The sequence below is a fragment of the Winogradskyella sp. R77965 genome (genome assembly GCF_044594915.1).
Lineage (GTDB): Bacteria > Bacteroidota > Bacteroidia > Flavobacteriales > Flavobacteriaceae > Winogradskyella.
Map to the genome: position 1 here is coordinate 641,723 of NZ_CP138990.1, position 19,690 is coordinate 661,412.

At 32.7% G+C, this 19,690-nt stretch carries 13 protein-coding genes; 5 read left to right on the top strand and 8 right to left on the bottom strand.

Going from position 1 to position 19,690, the window contains the following annotated elements; all coding sequences use genetic code 11:
* The first annotated feature begins 164 nt into the window (after window positions 1-164).
* Window positions 165-1,217, top strand: coding sequence for a serine hydrolase domain-containing protein (locus tag SJY34_RS02890; RefSeq protein ID WP_400078731.1), 1,053 nt, complete (start codon window positions 165-167; stop codon window positions 1,215-1,217).
* A gap of 59 nt (window positions 1,218-1,276) precedes the next feature.
* Window positions 1,277-2,008 (top strand): NAD(P)-dependent oxidoreductase, encoded by a 732-nt coding sequence (locus SJY34_RS02895; RefSeq protein ID WP_400078733.1) that lies wholly within the window; start codon window positions 1,277-1,279, stop codon window positions 2,006-2,008.
* Here the strand turns inward: SJY34_RS02895 and SJY34_RS02900 are convergent.
* Together SJY34_RS02900 and SJY34_RS02905 are read right to left on the bottom strand one after the other, a co-directional pair.
* Window positions 1,994-3,211 carry an alginate lyase family protein gene (locus tag SJY34_RS02900; protein WP_400078735.1) on the bottom strand — a complete coding sequence of 406 codons (1,218 nt, stop codon included), beginning with the start codon at window positions 3,209-3,211 and terminating at the stop codon, window positions 1,994-1,996. The genes SJY34_RS02895 and SJY34_RS02900 overlap by 15 nt on opposite strands.
* Before the next feature lie 29 nt (window positions 3,212-3,240).
* The gene (locus tag SJY34_RS02905; protein WP_400078737.1) at window positions 3,241-4,209 is read right to left on the bottom strand and encodes a sugar phosphate isomerase/epimerase family protein; all 969 of its coding nucleotides are present in this window, start codon (window positions 4,207-4,209) and stop codon (window positions 3,241-3,243) included.
* A 152-nt stretch (window positions 4,210-4,361) separates the two neighbouring features.
* Here SJY34_RS02905 and SJY34_RS02910 point away from each other — a divergent pair, with 152 nt between their 5' ends.
* Both SJY34_RS02910 and SJY34_RS02915 read left to right on the top strand, forming a co-directional pair.
* A complete protein-coding gene (locus SJY34_RS02910) occupies window positions 4,362-5,441 on the top strand; it encodes a serine hydrolase domain-containing protein (protein WP_400078739.1) in 1,080 nt (359 codons plus the stop codon).
* A gap of 608 nt (window positions 5,442-6,049) precedes the next feature.
* A complete protein-coding gene (locus SJY34_RS02915; protein WP_400078741.1) occupies window positions 6,050-6,904 on the top strand; it encodes an alpha/beta fold hydrolase in 855 nt (284 codons plus the stop codon).
* Window positions 6,905-7,091: 187 nt separating this feature from the next.
* Here SJY34_RS02915 and SJY34_RS02920 read toward each other — a convergent pair whose 3' ends face one another.
* The 6 genes from SJY34_RS02920 to SJY34_RS02945 all read right to left on the bottom strand — a co-directional run bounded on the left by SJY34_RS02920 (window position 7,092) and on the right by SJY34_RS02945 (window position 17,909).
* The gene (locus SJY34_RS02920; protein WP_400078743.1) at window positions 7,092-8,483 is read right to left on the bottom strand and encodes an amidohydrolase family protein; all 1,392 of its coding nucleotides are present in this window, start codon (window positions 8,481-8,483) and stop codon (window positions 7,092-7,094) included.
* Between the two features lie 173 nt (window positions 8,484-8,656).
* Window positions 8,657-9,439: a cupin domain-containing protein gene (locus SJY34_RS02925; RefSeq protein WP_400078745.1), complete on the bottom strand. Its 783-nt coding sequence runs from the start codon at window positions 9,437-9,439 to the stop codon at window positions 8,657-8,659.
* 159 nt (window positions 9,440-9,598) lie between these two features.
* Window positions 9,599-11,326: an MBL fold metallo-hydrolase gene (locus SJY34_RS02930; protein WP_400078747.1), complete on the bottom strand. Its 1,728-nt coding sequence runs from the start codon at window positions 11,324-11,326 to the stop codon at window positions 9,599-9,601.
* Window positions 11,327-11,573: 247 nt separating this feature from the next.
* Window positions 11,574-13,085, bottom strand: a complete 1,512-nt coding sequence (locus SJY34_RS02935) for a helix-turn-helix domain-containing protein (RefSeq protein ID WP_400078748.1) — start codon at window positions 13,083-13,085, stop codon at window positions 11,574-11,576.
* 282 nt (window positions 13,086-13,367) lie between these two features.
* Window positions 13,368-15,464 (bottom strand): DUF3857 domain-containing transglutaminase family protein, encoded by a 2,097-nt coding sequence (locus SJY34_RS02940; protein ID WP_400078750.1) that lies wholly within the window; start codon window positions 15,462-15,464, stop codon window positions 13,368-13,370.
* A 180-nt stretch (window positions 15,465-15,644) separates the two neighbouring features.
* Window positions 15,645-17,909, bottom strand: coding sequence for an acyl-CoA dehydrogenase (locus SJY34_RS02945; protein ID WP_400078752.1), 2,265 nt, complete (start codon window positions 17,907-17,909; stop codon window positions 15,645-15,647).
* Between the two features lie 566 nt (window positions 17,910-18,475).
* Between SJY34_RS02945 and SJY34_RS02950 the strand changes: the two genes are divergently transcribed.
* Window positions 18,476-19,681, top strand: a complete 1,206-nt coding sequence (locus SJY34_RS02950; protein ID WP_400078754.1) for a serine hydrolase domain-containing protein — start codon at window positions 18,476-18,478, stop codon at window positions 19,679-19,681.
* Window positions 19,682-19,690 lie beyond the last annotated feature (9 nt).

Sequence of the window (19,690 nt, forward strand, 5' to 3'; positions counted from 1 at the left end):
AACGATAGAAATTAAGTGGAATGGGTTGTAAATTATATATGCAATTAAGCAGACAAAAATCAATTCATCTTTAATATTTTACAGTTCAGTACTTCTTTATTTTCTCTATACTGATTTATTAAGATATTTATATTATAAATTTAGGATCACAGAATTGCAAAATCATGGTAAGCGCGGTAAGGAAGACTTCAAAAGGGAAAAAAATCTTTAGAATCGTATTATTTGTTGGTACAGTCATTTCCTTATGGTTTGTACCATGGATTTTAGTAAAAGCATGGATAATGCCACTGCCAGATACCGTGCAAGGACAAATGGACCAAACATTAAGTTACGGTTTTGATGGTGTCATTGTATATGTAGATGAAGCAGGTAAGCCACCAGCATTCTACACGGCTGGTTATCATAACCGAGAAGAAAAAATCCCTACCAAGCCAGACGCTTTATTCAAAATTGCAAGTGTAAGTAAACTATATGTCGCAGTTGCTATCACCAAATTAGTTAATGATGAGCGTATATCGCTGGATAAAACACTTTCTGATTTCTTTCCGAAACTTGTAGGAAGGATTGAAAATGCAGATAAAATCACCTTGAGAATGATGGCGCAACACCGAAGTGGCATTCCTAATTTCACGGACAATCCTGATTTTTGGAAAAATCAACCAAACACAAATATCAATGTACTTCAATACGCACTTGATTTACCAGCGGATTTTGTGCCAAACGAAGACTATGGGTACTCAAACACCAATTACTTATTGCTTTCAAGAATCATTGAGCAAGTTACAGGAGGTCCTCGTCAAGATTATTTCAAAAAAGAAATCTTGATACCGCTTGGGTTGAAGAATACATTTGGATCCATTGATGAGGTGAATCTAGATGATGTTATGAGTGGTTATTATGTTGGAATTAATAAGGACTTCAAAAGTGAGAATAACGGAATGATGATAGCCACAATAGAAGACGTAGGTATCTTTTTAAGAGCATTAAACGATGGGTCATTACTTAATGAAAAAGAAATGGAAATCTATACATCTATTTACGAGTTTAATCATGGCGGATTGGCGCCAGGTTACCAATGTATGGCAGAATACCATAAGGATATTGATGCGGTAGTTGTTCAATTTATGAATACTACTGATTTTAACGGTTACCAATGGAATCTGTTAAAGATTACACATACACGTGTTGTTAAGATATTACGTAGATTAAAGGATTAGTAGATGCAACAATTATAGCAATACATCGTCTAAATAATATATCAATCAATAAAAATAATATGAAAGTTTTAGTAGTAGGTGCAAGTGGTGCCACTGGAAGTAAATTAGTAGAGCAACTTCTTAGTGATGAACATCAGGTAAAAGCGATCGTAAGGTCGCCAGAAAAATTACCAGAATCCTGGAAAACCAATGATGATTTACAAATAATCACTGCAAGTCTGTTAGACTTAAGTGACATAGAAATGAGTGAAATAGTCAAGGATTGCCATGCAGTAGCGTCATGTCTTGGTCATAATTTGACCTTTAAAGGTCTTTATGGAAAACCACGCAGGCTAGTGACAGATGCTACGAAACGCTTATGCGATGCCATAAAATCAAACAATCTCAAGAGCGCAACCAAATTTGTTTTAATGAACACAACTGGAAATCGTAATCGCGATTTAAACGAGCTCATATCTTTTGCTCAAAAATGCGTTATCGGACTGTTACGTTTATTGTTACCACCACATGTAGATAATGAAAAAGCGGCAGATTATCTACGAACTCAAATTGGTCAGAACAATAACGCCGTAGAATGGGTTGCAGTTAGACCAGACGGTTTAATTAACGAAGACCATGTAACTGATTACGAAATTCATCAATCACCAACAAGAAGTGCTATTTTTAATGCGGGTAAAGTGAGCAGAATAAATGTGGCTCATTTTATGGCGAGTTTAATCATTGATGACACCTTATGGAGACAATGGAAAGGGCAGATGCCAGTAATTTATAGTAAATCAGAATTGGCATAACAACCAAAACTCTAACAATTTATCATTTTGTTTCTTTTGTTTTGTCTCCTCTAAAATTTTTGACATAAGACTTCTATAGTCTTCAGAGTTCCTCTTTTGAGAAGCTTTTGAAAGTATCGGAATTAAATCCGTAAGGTCGATAGCTTTTAAGGTATCATGATTCCAAATTTCGCCATTAATAATTGGTGTCAAATAATTAATTGCTAATGTTAAACTCTTATTGTTTTCAGATTTATACTGCCACATATCAATTCCAACTTTGTCACCTAAATCTGCAATACTTACTAAAGCTTGCAAGTTAAAACAACTATAAAAAAATGATCTAGACCTTTCAAGTTCATGGATTTGTCCACCTTGGTCATTTAACATGTCATCTAAACTTTGTTGCGCCAATTCTACCGTCTTTACCACTAAAGGTTTATTATCTAAGTAATAGGCTAAAGAAGCGACTTGATATTTGTACCAAGAGCCATGATTATTTTTTTGTTCACTTCCTTTTTTACCTAAATCACTTTGAGTAAGCCAAGTTAGATAATCAGAAAGCCATTTTGTAGTTTTTGTTTCATAATTAGTATTCCAATGCTTAGAAATTGAAAGTAGTTGTATCGCATCAGGAACATACATGACGATAGACCGTCCATCTAAAATACCTGAACGCCTTTTATTCGGATTACCAGGAACACTTTGCGCAAATTCTAAGTGCGGATTCATAAGCGTTTCTGGATTTATAAACCAGGTATCAATCATACTAATTGCCTTTTGGGCATACGCCTCATTATTAGTAAAGTAATATGCAAGACTCAAATCTCTAACACTCTTTCCCATAAAACCCAAGCGTTTCCTATCGACTGCATCAGTTTGTGTATCAGGATTGGTTTTTCCGTCAAAACGTACCCAAGGTAACCCATCTTTCTTTTTGGTATCTGGCCACCAATATCTGCTAATACTCAAATAATCGTGTTTATTTCCTGTTGGTGGAAGTATCGTTTTATCAATTACTGATGGATTTTTATTGGTCAGTAATTTATCTGCCTTTTTTATTAATTTTTTATAAGCAGTAAGTGTTTCAAGAGAAGCAGAGCCATCAAAAATCATCGTTTTTGCTTTAGCTAATGCTGCAGAATCTAAATGTACAAACGAATTTGAAAATCCTACTGTGTTTACAAAACACAGTATTATCATTATATATGTACTCTTATCCATTTTAATGCCTTTATACTGATTTTATAATACTATTCTATACGTTTCCACGCTTCTCTTAGAAACACCAAGTCTTTCTTTATTCTCCCTAAGACTTCTTTTTTAGACATTGTTATTTTAGTTTTTCCTTTTTCGGCACCACCCAAATCATACTCTACATGAAGCGAAACAGGTACGTTGATTTTATAGGTTTTAAGAAGAGAAAAATAACGTTTAAAGTCTACCATACCTTCACCTAATGGCACATGCATCGGTTTCCATTTACCATCTACAACTCCCCATTTAAAATCCTTTATTACAATAGAATTAATAAAAGGGAGTATACGTTTTAAGCCTAATTCCCAACTTTGACCTCCTTCAACCATAGCATGTCTAATATCATATTGACAACCTATATATTTACCTTCAGTTGCTTCTAATATTGGTAGCAAGTCCCAAATAGGGGCACCAACATGTTTGCCGGCATGATTTTGATAACCTCCAATAAGACCAACTTTTTCATTTAGAATTTCCAAGACTTTTGCTTGTTTAGCATATAAAACTTGACTTTCTTCAATAGACTTATCTTCTGGGTAATTTAACCAATCTGTACGGTAATTGGTAAAACCTAATTTACTTGCTGTTTCTAATACTGTTATATTTACTAAGCTACCGGCATCCCAAACATTTGTAGACATCATTTTTGGCGCAAGACCATATTTTTTCATGGCTTCTGCAGCTTTTGGCAAATCGTCAGTTACATTTTCTGGCAGTACATGGCCGTTTTTACGTACGGTTAAATCGAGACCATCAAAACCCATATCTGCGGCGGCAGCTGACATATCATTATAATCTAAAAATTGTAGATGTTTTGAAAATAAATGTATTTTGAGACCATCTGATGTTACTAGTTCCTTACTATGTATGACTTTTTGAAAAGATAGTAATGGAATACTTGCAACTCCCATTGCGGCAAGCTTAGCAAATTCTCTTCTAGAGTAGTTAACAGATGATTTAGTCATATATGCTGTGATATTATTTTATAAAGGTAAGCATTATTAAAAATTTTATGATGCTTTTTCCTCTAACTAAATACACCAATTTGGTAATACTTAAAGGCGGTAGTTCATAAACTTTAAGTAAATTTATGGTGGTCCTTAAAAATATTCAAAAAATGAAAAAATTTTTAGTATTACTTATATCAATTTCATCGTTTTTATATAGCTGTTCAAGCAAAGCACAAATTTATCCTGACAAAGATTGGACAACTAATCAAAATCCTTCGGATACAGGCTGGAATGATCCAGAACGTTCTACTTTTAATAGATATATAATTGACAGCACTAATATTACGGGACTGGTTATTGTTCACAAAGGGGAAATTGTACTAGAGTACGGAGATATAGAAGAAAATAGCTATATAGCATCTTGCAGAAAAAGTGTGTTGGCTATTCTCTTTGGTAAATATGTTGAAAATGGTCAGATTAATTTAGACAAAACCCTCGAAGATTTAAAAATAGAGGATCATTCTCCCTTACTTAACATTGAGAAAACGGCCACTATTAAAGATGTAATATCAGCACGATCGGGTGTTTTCTTACCTGGATCTAATGGAGGTGATTTTAGAAGATTAGCTCCAGAAAGAGGGTCGGTTAAGCCAGGTAGTTATTGGCTTTATAGCAATTGGGATTTTAATTTAGCAGGCCATATTTTCGAACAAGAAACTAACCAAGACATTTATGAAGACATAGAACAACAACTAGTAAACCCTCTACAAATGCAAGATTGGGATAAATCTCTACAATTAAAAAACGGAAATCTAGACGTATCAAAATTTCCAGCATATCACATGTGGTTTTCTACTAGAGATATGGCTCGTATTGGCTTGTTGATGCTAAGAAACGGAAAATGGAAAAGGGAACAAATTATACCGGAAGATTGGATAGAAGCAATGACCACTCAAAGAACAACATATAAAGAAGCTCAGCAAAACGCACCTATTCTAAAAGAAGATGGACTCGATCTTGGCTATGGCTATATGTGGTGGTTAATAGAAAATACTTCAGATTATAAGCTTAAAAATGCCTATTCTGCACAAGGAGCTTTAGGACAAAACATTACGGTTTATCCCGAAATAGATGTCGTTTTAGCGTTTAAGACAAAAAGTGACTACAGAAGGAGAAATTCTATTCAAACTCAAATGGAAGTCATAAAAAAAGCCGTTGAAATTTATTCACCAGAAAAAACGAATTAAGTCATTATGCCCTCTGAAAAAATTAATCTATAAGTATATTTACTCAGTTAATGAATTGCGTAACAATCACGACCACTTATATATTTAAATAAGTGTGGTGAGAGTAAACACTCTTTTTCTGAAATCGAGGAACGAAGATTCACTAATTATTATTGATTAAAATACTAAGTAATGAACAAAGGGTAGAGGAGTTGGTGGTAAAATCGAGCTAGCGAGATTGACGATTTCTTAAACAATAAAAGACATGAGTAAATGTGTGTGTTTAATGATTTAATAAAATAAGAAATAATCATCCGTAAATTGATTACATTATTTTATTTTAGTAATCAAATATGCATCAATAAAAAATACACACATTGAAAAGATAAATGGTAGAATCTCAAGTTTTAAACCATAATGACAAAAGTTAATTGAACATGCAGGTTCATAGGATTCCTTTAAAGCTATTTTCTGTATTCATCAGGAGAGAAATATAAGATGTCTAGTATGCGCAAATTAGCGTAATAGTTTGAATTTGATAAAGGGATTGATGCCTTTTTAAGGTACTAACAAGACTTATAATAGGGAGGCGAAGATGTTCTTAGATCTTGATACAAATTATATGCTGAGTGAACTATCAAAACACTAATTTTAAAACAGTTCAAATTGACACCATTTCACTTGCATTAAGAGAATTTGGAAAAGGAAAAGATGTGTTTTTTATTCATGGTTTCCCAACTCATGGATATACTTGGAGAAAAATTATTCCAAAACTATCGAGAAAATATAAATGCAACATAATTGACTTACCAGGACTTGGTGATAGTAAATGGTCAAAGGATAGTAAGTTCGATAGCAAATCTCAAGCAGAGTACTTAATTAAACTCATTCAAAAAATGGGTATACGTAAATGCGCTTTAATAGCGCACAATTCTGGCGCCACAATAGCTAGAGTTATTGCCATTGAAAAACCAGATTTAATTGAAAAACTCATACTTATAAACACTGAAATTCCAAACCATAGACCTCCTTGGATACCATTTTATCAGAGAGTAGGGTTACTACCATTTGTTCCAAATTTAATTCGGAAAGCTTTAAATCAAAGTTGGTTTATTAAATCCTCAATGGGATTTAAAGAAGCGTATTCAAATAAATCAATGCTTAATAATCCTGAAAATTTGATTCCATACATAAAGCCAATTATTGCATCTAAAGAACGAACAATTGGTGCTTTTAGGTATTTAAAGGGAATTGATTGGGACGTAGTGGATAGTTTTAAGAAAAGTCATAGAAAAATTCAAGCGAGAACTTTATTTATATGGGGAGAGAATGATAAAACCTTTCCAATCAAATATGCTGAAAAAATGATAAAGCAGTTTAACGGAAATTGTACATTAAAAAGAATTAATGGAGCGTCATTACTTCCTCACGAAGAAAAAAGTGAAGAAGTTGGAAATTCTATAATTGAGTTCTTAGAAGATTAAAACACATATTATAATTATAAAGTCTGCTATTACTTTTTTGTATGCGAATACATTGCATTATTTCGCTAGTAATTTACCAACTATTAAATGTTTCATTTCGTTTTTCTCAAATTGGCTACAACGCATAAGCTATGTTTAGTTCGCAAATTAGAAGTAATAAACTTTCGATTAAGTGTCAAAACCTGTATTAATTAGTACCATTTTTAGCAATAGCACTATTTTGGGTGTTTACTTGACCTTCCTTCACAATTATTTTATTTGACGTAAAGTTTTTAATGTCATCGAATGGGCTTTTTCCCCAAATTATTAGATTGGCTTTTTTCCCTTTTTCCAAACTGCCAACTTCTTTTTCAATTCCAACTGCTTTTGCTCCGTTAATAGTTGCTATTTTGAAAGCATCAGTTACAGAAAAACCGTATTCACATAGTAAAATAAGCTCGGAGATATTTGCTTTACCACCATTTGGCATATCAGAGCCAAGTCTTATTTCTACTCCTTTATCATACATTTGCTTTGTGCAATCCATTAATATTTTGAAGCTTTCTAAGCAGCGTTTGACCTGTAAATCAGATAGAGTTTTATCACTTGCAGTAGTAAAATATGTTGAGTGAAACTGTTGATATAGAAGATGTATGGTTGTGGAAAAGGAAACCTCTTGTGCTGCAAGTCTATCAATTAAAGCTTCTAATTCGTCTTTTTTATATGTTTTAGCATATCTAAATAATTCTAATAGATATTCAATTACTTTAGATTCAGAATTTATTTCTCCAAAATTTTCATTGAATATTTTATTCACTTTCTCCCAATCTTCTCTTTGATTCAAAACACTATTAGGGATAGTGCCTATGTGTTCATAATTCTTTAGTCCTACTGCGAGCGTATTGTCAATTGTTTGATTTTCTAGTTCAAAACCCCCAATATGCCCATAAATATTCATATTTAAACTATCAGCAGTTTTATATGCAGATTCAAACTCCGGATTGTTAAGTCTGTAATATAATTTGATATGATTGATACCACTATTATAATATTCAATTACCTTATCTTTTGCCTCACGCGGATTTGCTACAACGCTATGACCTATATAAGGTTCTCGGTTTTCTTTTGAAATAATTGCACCTCCAGCTGTAAAAACATCTATAAAATCTGGGCTTGGTTTTTTTTGCCAAATTAGTATTGTATCTAGCCAGTTTTGTGGCTGACCCATTATGACGGTCGTTGTTGTTCCATAAGGTAGATAAGTATCAGATAGTTTTTTTCGAGCATCAGCATTTAAAGATTTTGGTGCTTTTTCTCTGTCTCCAAAGACATCAGTTGGATGGATGTGGGTATCAATAAAACTTGGCGTCACCAATTTCCCCTTTGCGTCTATACACTTAATGCCCTTATAGTTTTCAGGGGTATCGACTATTCTTTCAATTGTGCCATTCGAAATTACCAAAGACTTATTGTGTAAAATTTTTTCGTTTTTTACGTCTAAAATATTAGCATTTGTAATTAATAAATCACATTCTACATTTTGCTTACAACTACTAAATACTAAAGTGGTTAATATTATAAAGATTAGGCAATTTTTCATTTATTAGGCTAGGATTTTTTTACTATTTATAAAGGTTTTGTTTATAAATAGTAGCGGATTTTTGCGCACAAATCTTTCGGTTTAACACAGATCATTGTTTTATATTTATGCTTTCGTTTTATTACCTAAAGTGTTTGTTATTGTTTAGATATCTTGTTTTACATAGTGATTTTTTATATTTGAAATACTTTTAAAACTCTGACTGGTTCCTGTCCTCTGTTTTCCCAAGTTCCAATGAATCCTTTTGGTATAATGAAAAAATCACCTTTGTAATATGTTTGTATTTCGCCATTTTCAGGTTGTATAGTTAAACTTCCAATAAGAACATGGATAAATTCTTCTTTTTCGTTTTTGTTAATTTCTTTTTTCGTTGATACTTCCACTAAGATTTCTAATTCTACTCCAGAATGTACAATGCTTTCCTGTTTTTTAGAATCATCAGATTGTGTTACACCAATTCCTGACATTAATTCTCTATCTAGTAAAAAAGGGATTTGAACTTTAGAAGTCTTGGTGCTATCTGCTCGTTTGGTTGAAACTACTGACAATTCCAAATGCAATTTATTGGCTCCATTGTTTGTCCAGTTTCCCGAAAATCCTTTTGGTACAAAAAAGTAATCACCAGAATAAAAGTTTATTGATGTAGAATCCTTAGTTTGTATATCCGCTCTTCCATTTATGTAGTAAACAAATTCATCAATTGGGAAATTATTTATTTCATTCGTTACAGTTTCACTCGATAATATATAAACACTAAGCTCTGAACCGTTGTAGAGTCTTTTTTGGTAGTATTCTCTTTTTGGGTGTGCTTTTACTTTTACCTTAGGGATATCTAATCCTGAAAGATATTTTTTATCAATTTGATAGGGTTCAATTATCGAATCTTTAGTGATTTCTTGAGCAAAAGACAAAGTCGAAATTATCGAAAATAGTATGATCATTAATAGTTGTTTCATTTTAAATTCTTTAAAATATGAACAAGGTTATAGTGCATGGTTAGTTGCTTTGGGATTAAAGTTAGCAAAAAGGTGCGTGCTTGAGGAAAATTCAGAGCTCTTTAATAAGGTTTGTGCTTTTTTTAATTTTCTACTATTCAACAACTTAGTGTAACAGATTTAATTATTCGCAACAAATTGTAATTGTTCTATACTACCAAGTCCTCCATGAATGCCAATTACCCGCGAAACATTCAACTCATTTTCATTGATATAATCTAGCAGAAATTTAGCTCGTTCTTTGAAAGCGGCCTTCGATACCTGGTCTAAAGGATGAAGCGTCTGTCCAGCATAAATAGCAAGAAGAGCTCCTGGACTAAAAAGGTCAGCTTGGATAATGGCTTCGTATTCAGGTACGTAGACCAATAACATATTCTCTGAATGTGGATTATTGCCCGATGCGACCATAGTTACAGAATGTAGTTCTACTGCACCATCATCCAAGGATAGAACACCTTGAACTTGCTGTACATTTGTGCTTGTTGAACTCAGGCTTAGGGCATCAGGAAGCAAGTCAAAATCCGCAATTAGGGTTTCATTAACCTCTTGCTCACCATTTTCACCAATATATACTGTGCCAGCTTCTGAAGCCATTTCCCTAACACCACTATAATGATCTAAATGCGTATGGGTTTGGACCACTCCAATTATTTCTTCGTTTGGATATCCTGCTGGTGACTTTACAGTATTTATTATTGCTCGACTCCATTCGGGAGAAAAAGGAGATTCGATAATTAACACGCCTTCAAGGGTTTTTACTGCGGCAGCCCAATAAGCAATATCTGGTCTCCCAATAATTTTAAGATTAGGACCTACAGTTTGGTCTGGAATACCAAAGCTTAACCAATCATTTCCTGCAACAAAAGCTAAGTCAAGAGGCTGATCTGCGGCAATACTGAAATCAAAATACCGCTCATACCATTGCGAATGAAATATGCCTTTTTGACTTTGTGTTGTATCGTAGACTAAAGGCTGCGTAACGGCTTCTAAATCAAAAAGAGTTGTATCTGTACTTTGGTTGAATTCAACGTTCGAATATTCCTCTTCCTTTATCATTTTGTTATCGTATACATACTTTGCAGTAGTTGGAAAATAAATTAATGTATTGTTGGTCCAATTCTCATATTTAATTTCAAATATTGCATCACCACTAATAAAATCGGATTCTATGGTACTGGCCATCGTTGGTAAAAATGTGTTTTTATTAATATGAAGTGATATATATAAGTCTTCAATTACAGTAGGGATCATAAAAACTCCATTCGTAGTCTTTAAATCTAAACTAGTGTTGCTCACTATCAACTGTTTTATAAGCTCAATTGGATTGCTCATTACATAGGTTTTTAGTTTAGCTTCTATTCTTGGAGCATGAAGCCCACGCGGTTGTACCGCTCCAAAATAGTAAGATCCTGTATCATATTGCCCAGAAATACTTCCTTGCTTATCATCTATTAACATCAACGCTCCAGGAGTTTCATAAGCCAATGGATAATAACTTTCTATTGATGTATAATCTAATCTCAACTTTCTACTATTAAGCGCTGTTGATAACTGGTACTCATAATTTCTAACCAAAATGGGATTTTCTTGAGTCGGTTCTTCTTCTTCAAATTCAAACGCTTTTGCATTAACCGAGTAGGACATTATCTCAACTTCATTAAAAGCGTCAATTCCTCCAAGCGCATCAATAACTTCTTGTAATGAGACTTCATTACCGTTTCCTTGACCTCTAGAGCCATCATCTCGCCCACACGACATAAATATTATCGCTAAAAATAGCATTATCATGCATAGTGAGTTTTCGCCGCCAATTTTCCAGATCGAAGTTTTTGTTCTTTTTGTTTTCATAATATTTGGTTTAAATTTTTGATGCTATTTTTTCAACTTTGTAAAGTGCTAGCACGTTTCAAACATAGATGCCTGTAAATCATTTTCACATTATCAAATTTTGAAACTAGGATTGTTAGAATTACTTTCTAACTAATTTGCACTTGGGTTATATGAATGATTGTACATCTTCATTCTTTTCTAAGGCGAAGTAAGTCGAAATATTAAGTTAAGGAGTTAAGCGTTATAAATGTTAACTTATTTATAACTAGAAATTACTTTGAAGAAATTTTCTATACTGTGAAGGTGTTGTTTTCGTATGCTTCTTAAAAGCCCTGCTAAAGGACACTTTATTATTAAAACCAACTTTGTAAACAATATCAATAATATTTAATTCATTTTTTTTATCTAATAGAAGGAGTTCCTTAGCCTCTTCGATTCTATATATGTTTACAAGCTCATTAAAATTCATTTTAAAATTTTCATTGATAATTCGTGAAGTGCTATGCCTGGTGGTATTCAATTTCTCAGCAAGAGTGTCTAAAGTCAAACTATTTTCCCGATATATCTTTTCTTCTTCAAACAGCATAGTTACCTGATCTTTTAGCTCAATAGAAAGGCTTTTGGTAAGCATTGAAGTTTCATATTTTTTAAACAATCGGTTTCCTTTAAAATAGACGCCACTAAATAAATCTGGTTGAATATATGCCGAGTAACCAAGAAATAAAACCATAATCGACATGCATAATAGCTGCAAATGATAAAGAAATCCAACAGTGTAACCGTTTATCGTTAGCACTGCATAAACAATATACACCAAAATAAAAGCCAGATGTATTTGATATATTATTTGTAACCAATTTTTACTCTCTCTATTAAAATGATAACCACCTTTGGCTACAAAATGAAGTTTTTGAATTAAAAACCCATAAATAATTAACGATGCTAGTTTGGCAGAAACTAGAAACAAAATAACAGATTCGGATATAAATGCATAGTCATTCGTTTCTCCATTAATTATGAAATTAAGTTTTGTTCTACTAGATAACAGATAGGAGGGTAATAAATATCCTAAAAGTATAAGGGTTGGTAAAAAATGTAATAGATCTATTTTAGAGAAACGCTGTTTTAAAGTGATTCTTTTTAGATATAAATAAAGTAATGGACCGTATAAAAAGGCAAACCCAGATGATAAATAAAGCGCATGCGGAAACTTGTATTGATAGTTAGCTCCGTAAATACATAGATGCAAAATAAATAATGAATGTGTAAAGATCAAGGTGCTTATGAAAATTCGCGCTATGAAATCAATTCTTTTATTAAAATTTATAATAATTGCTACAAAAATACCGACGAAGGTGATGTAAATAAATAAAAACCACCAAGCATTAAATTTTGGCAAAAAAGTGGTCGTTAATCTTATAAATTCTGGTGAATTTCGTATCCCATCAAAACCTTCATGATCTAAGAAATTGGGATTAAATTCTTCTACAAAATAATTTTTAACATAGATTTCTGCTGCTGCGGCATTTCCGAGTCCAGCGTAACTCAAAGCAATTTTTTTGAATACTCTTGCCTTATTAGAATTGTCCCGATCTAATTCTAATTTATAGCGTTCTATAGCTTTTTTGTAGTTAAGTTCTCGATAATATTTTTCGGCTAAAAAAATATTACTCCCTTTAACTTCCTCAATATCAGAAATTTCTTGTGTATGTTGAGCCAAAATGGTACAAGATGGAACAAACATTATTAAAACCATAATAACCAAAAAATGCTTCATTGTACAATTAATTCTATTTCAATGTAGTGAATATAAAATTTGACTTCTAAGAATTAATCAAAAAAGAGTTACAGATTATAATGATTTACGTTTTTTCCATTAAGTAATCTGTTATCTAAATTTGAATTATTTTGGACACCACTATTACAATGCTCAATAACCTGATTTAGTCTTGCAAACCTAACATCATGCATATTAGGATTTAGATTTCATTCCACTAATGTTATAGACCAATTATATATACTAAATCTAAATAGAATGGGCGGAGCCGGTTATCATAAATTACTCATTTCTATTTTTATTGCTTTTTTTGATATAAACAACTAAACCAATAACAATAATAATAACGATAGCGAACGCCCAATACAATATCGTAGCCACACTTGAAACTAGTTCTTCAGTATCAAAATTAGTGTTGCTAAAGCGTTTCGTGTTGACTTCACTTTTAGGAATATATATGTAATAGGATAGAATATTTTCCACTTCTTTAACTTCAGAATAATAGTCTTTAAAGTCTTGTGGCTTTACATAACTATTTTTGTTTTCAAGTTCATATTTGAGATAAAGTGTTCTTCCTGATGTATCCATTTTACTGGACATTGAAAAATCAAAATTTTTAGAATTTACTTCTTTTTTATCCGTACTACGACCCCATCTTGTTGGTAGTTTAATGGTAATATTGTGTGTTTTATGTGTTGGGTACACTAAAGCAAAAGGAGATTTTCGAGTCTTTTCATTAGGTGAGATTAAAACATCCACAATACTGTAGGGCATGAAATCTACGGCTATATTTTCATCATTCCCAACCATGGGATTCCATATATCATTAATTTTGTAATATTCTTCAACAATTATCTTATTGGATATGCTATCATCATCAAAACTCGGTTTTTCAATAACTTCAACATCACTGTAAATATTTTCATAATAACTTTTAAAGTTATCGCTTAGAGATGACAAACTACTCGATTTATAAAGGCTTCTCATCACATCCGCCTCAGCCCCTTTATATGATGTCATAACTCTTAAGGTACCAGGTCCTCCAATGGTCGGCAAATCGAATATATCGAAAACTTCGACTGAGCTCTTGTTGTTTGGAGTAACCTGTTCTAAGTCTGAAACACCGTCTTTGATCACCAACACTTTTCCATAATCAGGAAATGCAACAGACTTATAGTTTCCAAACTGATTACTTATAGTCGGATCGTAAAATTGGCTCTCATTATTACTATCGACTACATTAACGACAACATGGTCAAATATACTCGGAGATGGTAAAAACTGATGTAGAGATTCTCCGTAATAGGAATTAACAAGCACAGGGTAAGCTTCAATACCCATTTGACGCAACATGGTAACCATGAGCCAGCTTTTATCTTTACAATCACCAAAGCGCTGTTCAAGGACTTTACTTGGTAAAAAAGGTTTATAAGCACCGATCCCAGATTCTAAACCAAGGTATCTGATTTCGTTTTGTACAAATCGCAATGTTGCTGTAATACGATCTCCTTCATCTTCTGAATTTGTCTTAATCTCTTCTATTTTTGCATCTAAAGCCGCTGATAATTTTATGTCTTCTTGGTAGATACTTAATGCCCAATCGACAACCGTTCCCCAATCCTTATATTCTGAAACAAATAAATGCTCGTAAGGTAAATACCAAGTCGGTGCATTGTCTTCAAATATGGCTTTTTCAGGTAATATAGATTGCCAATTGTAAGTCGTATAACCATTATAGTTTCCTGTTTTAACTACAATATCAGAATTTATAGTTTTATGCTTCAAAGGCTTATTAGTGATAATATAATAGTTGATTTTTCCAACAGGTTCAGCATCATTTAGAATGGTTGCACCAGAAAAATTATTACCACGTATTGGGTTAAACCCTCTAATGGTATAGCTCATATCTATAATATCGCCATTTCTAATATCTGCTAAATTATTTATGGCATTGAGGCTTCCATCATAAATATAACTTTCTGCATTAGATTCTTGTCTTATGGTTTGGAAGTCATTAATCTTAAGTTTATTAATTTCTTTTCCGTTTCTAATCACCTTAATATGATGCAAAAATAGTTGCTGATATGTAGGATCGTAATTGATGGAAATTGAGGATCCATCTTGTACTCCGACATTATCTGTTATTTTTCTGACTAAACGAATGTAGCGCTCTTCTTTTGGAACGTGAACTTGTTCATCACTTAGAAGCGTCAATAAACCGTACGAAATCTCTTTTAAATCGATATCTGAATTTTCTTCAAACGATTGATTGACAACCCAATTTGGTGTCTTACTGACATTAATTTGTGCATAACAGACACTCAGGTTACATAAAAAAAATAGGGTTAAGGCAAATAGTTGGTTAGTTTTAATATGCATAATCATAGATTGGAAAAACAAATAAACTAAAAATATGATGCAGACCAACAAAAATCACTATAAAATTTAGATGACGTCATATTGGTATCATCTGAAACATCAACTTGTATATAATACCAAAAATCTAGAGGCTTTCTTATAGCTTTGAGAATTATTATAAGTAAAGTTTAGAATTTTTAATTAGTTCGCGATAGGTGCTTCTAAACAATGATTTGGTATTCCAAATCCATCAACCAAAACACCAATATGTGGTCTTAATTCTGTAGAAAGGCGTTCTACACGATTACGTATGGCTTTAGATTTTGTCCCACTTATATAGCCTTGTTCTAAGTACCAAGATGCATCGTTTCGCAATTCATACAAGGCATATAAAACACCTAGCTTTTGAAATAACAATCTGTTTTTTTCATCTTTAATAGTTTCAGTGAAATCTACAAACGTGGTATATGCTAATTCTATACTATAGGCTTTTCCTAAAGTGAGTAAATGGGTTTGCACCTTTAAAAAGGCTTGATACGATGGCATTCCTTTTTTTACATAATCTCTAATGCGCATGGCGACCGTGTATGTTAGTCGTCGTGTACGATAATTAAAAGCATCTTTATGAAATGTTGAATTGTATAAATGATCTTTGTCTGTATTATTAGTATACACAGGATTAATAGTGCTTAGAGTGTCACTCAATCTCGAACCTAATAATTTAAGAACAGCTGTAAAACCAGCACTATTAAATTCCGATTTAAAATCAGATAAAACACCCTTAGCAGCGAGTTGTAGTAAGACGTGGTTATCACCTTCAAAGGTTGTGAAAATATCGACATCGCCTTTAAGATCAGCAATTTGATTTTCCATTAAATAGCCTTTTCCTCCACAAGCTTCTCTAGATTCTTGTATAGTATCATTGGCAAACCATGTAATTATAGACTTAAGTCCGGCAACTTGTGTTTCAATTTTTCGTTTGTCAGTTATGCTTTTGTCGCTATAGACTTTCATCATCTGTGTGAGTGTGACATCATAGACATAGCAGCTTGCAATTGCAGGAGTTAAACGTAATTGATGGCTAGGATAATCCATCAGTAAATCTTCCTGAATTTTTATACTATCATTAAATTGTCGTCGTTTTAATGCATGTTTCACGGCAATAGCTAAAGCTTTTTTTGCGCCACCAAGTCCAGCACGAGCCACACAAATTCGACCACCAACTAAAGTTCCTAACATGGTGAAGAAACGTTTACTTGGGTTTTCTATCTTCGAATAATAGCTGCCATCTGCTGTAATATCTCCATATTTATTTAGTAAGTTTTCTCTCGGTACACGGACTTGATGAAACCAAATTTTCCCATTATCTACACCATTAAGTCCTAGCTTATAACCATTGTCTTCTATTATGACACCAGGCATTAAATTATGTTCTGTATCACGAATAGTAACTAAAATAGCATGCACACCATGATTTTTTCCATCTACAATGAGTTGCGCAAATACAGAAGCCATTGTAGAATGTAAAGCGTTACCAATATATTCTTTATTGTCATTTTTTCCTGGTGTATGAATAACAATACTGTCTGTTTCCTTATCATAAGTTGCCGTGGTTTTAATGCCTCTTACATTAGAACCATGCCCAGTTTCCGTCATTGCAAAACAGCCTAGAAGTTTAGCTTTCCCTGTTTCAGATAAATATGCATCGTGATGTTTTTTAGTTCCCAATTTCTGAATACTGCCGCCAAACAATCCAAATTGTACACCAAATTTTATAGCCATACTACCATCTACATACATCATATTTTCAAAAATAGCTGCATAGCCAGGCATATCATCAATACCTCCATACGCTTTTGGATAGGCCATAGCACCATATCCTTTCTTACCTAAGAATTCCACTTGTTTTAACACATGTGCTCTAAAGGATGCCTTATCTCTTCTTAGATTCCATTTAAAAATAGGATCATTTAACGCTGTTCTAAAGGTATCAACAGCAGTAGTATGTTCACCTTTTAGTAGATTATCTATCTCGTTAGGATTGTAATAATTTGAAGTAATTTCTTTGACAACCTCTATTTCAAATAAATGATTGTAATGATTGGGCTGAATACCCAGATTAATTTCAATGTCTTTTAGATGCGGATTAAACGGACAGTCTTCATAGTTATGGCAAATCATTTTTTGACTGAAGGTCGAAAGGGGATAGGTGTCACTTTCAACCAACTTTATACCCGAATTAGAAATGATTTGCTTCCAATGTTTAAGTTCTTGATAGGCTGGAGGAGCTTTTCTATCTAAGTATGCTGTGAGGTATTTACTATCTTGTTTTGTAAGTGTATCATCTTTTTCTATCGCTTTTTTAACCACAGAGATTTCAGAATATGATAATAAATCATCTGACCATATCATATAAAAAAATGGGATATATTGTAATACACCGCGAGAATAATCTTTTATTTCCATAGGATGAATTTACGGAAAAAATATAATCCGTTTAGTGCATACGCGCTTTATAAAATATAAATTGAGGCAAAACGTTATAAAGACATTTTATATACTATTTAAATGAGAGCATCCTGAGGATGGTTTTATTTAAATACCAGTAGAACCTTAATCATGTTTTTAGTTTCTATTTGTTTTAATTATGAATCATCCACTGGATAATCCATAGTTAAAAGTGTCCTATAACCTGCCTGACGGCAGGCAGGTGTACTTGCGTTATGTACAACATGGGCTTTATTCACAAGGTTTTTATTTAAAACTAATAAGTTCATGAAGTTCGAATACCTATTTAATAAAATAGAATACCTGAGGGTAAAGGGCAGAGGAGTGGTGGTAAATCGAGTTTGCGAGATTAGCTTCGCTGAATCTTCGATTTCACGATTTATTAAAGCAATAAAAATGGTATGAGTAAGAGAACCTAAACCTACTATTCTACTATTTAAGAGAAGTTTTATCCCGTTTGAGCTTTTTTAACTTCTATACTATTTATTATTAGCTAACCTTTCACATTAAATCAATTTTAAAAAATGAGGATAATAATAAGAATTGCCAATATTTTAATTATTTCATTAAGTTGTTTATGCTGTTCTAATAAAAACAATACCATAGACAGTTACATTGGCATGGATATTCCAAAGGATTCAATAGACAGCTACTTGGATTCAAAAATGAAATCCTTAAACATACCTGGTTTAGCTATTGCAATTATAAATGAAGGAGAAGTTGTTTATCACCAAACAAAAGGATATGCCATAATAGAAGATAAAAAGCCAGTTACAAAGCAGACCATATTTGAGGGAGCTTCTATATCTAAATCGATTTTCGCCTATTTTGTAATGAAATTTGTTGAAGAAGGTAAATTAGATTTAGATAAGCCCTTGTACCAGTATATGCCATATCCAGATATTGCATATGATGAACGTTATAAAAAGATAACAGCAAGAATTGTCTTAAGTCATCGTTCGGGTTTTCCAAACTGGCGAGAAAATGAAAAAGATGGTCTATTAAAATTAAAATTCGATCCAGATTCCGATTATGGTTATTCAGGTGAAGGCTATGAGTATTTAGCATTAGTTCTAAAGCATATAGAACAGACTGATTGGAATGGTTTAGAATCAATTTTTCAAGAAAAGGTAGCGCAACCCTTAGGAATGACGCATACCGTTTTTATTGAAAACACCCATACTAATGAGCATAAAGCTGCCGCTTATGTTCCAGAGGGCAGAGTAGATGTAGCTAATAATTATTGGTCAAAAAAAGATAAAGGAATTTTTTCTGCGCCTTCGTCTATTCATTCAGAACCTATTGATTTCTCTAAATGGATGATTGCCGTTATGAATAAAGAAGGGTTAAGTGAAGAAAGTTTCAAAACATTATTTACTCCTCATTCTTTAGTAGAAGAAACAGAGTATTACGACATATATTATACCCTTGGTTTTAATATACCAAAAATCCCTCTAACAGATATTTACCTTCATGGAGGGAATAATATCGGTTTTACATCTTGGTTTGCATTAGATAGTAACAAAAAATGGGGATATGTGCTTTTTACTAATTCAGAATTCGGAGAATTATTAGGTGAAGAGCTATTACTTTACCTTGCTGTAGGACCAGATAAAACAAAACTATATTGGAGTATTAGTGGCATATTAATAATTATAATATGTAGTTTTAGTTACTTAATTATTCGAGTTAGAAAACGAATAAAAAACAATAAAAGGATAAAGACATAATAGCTTAGA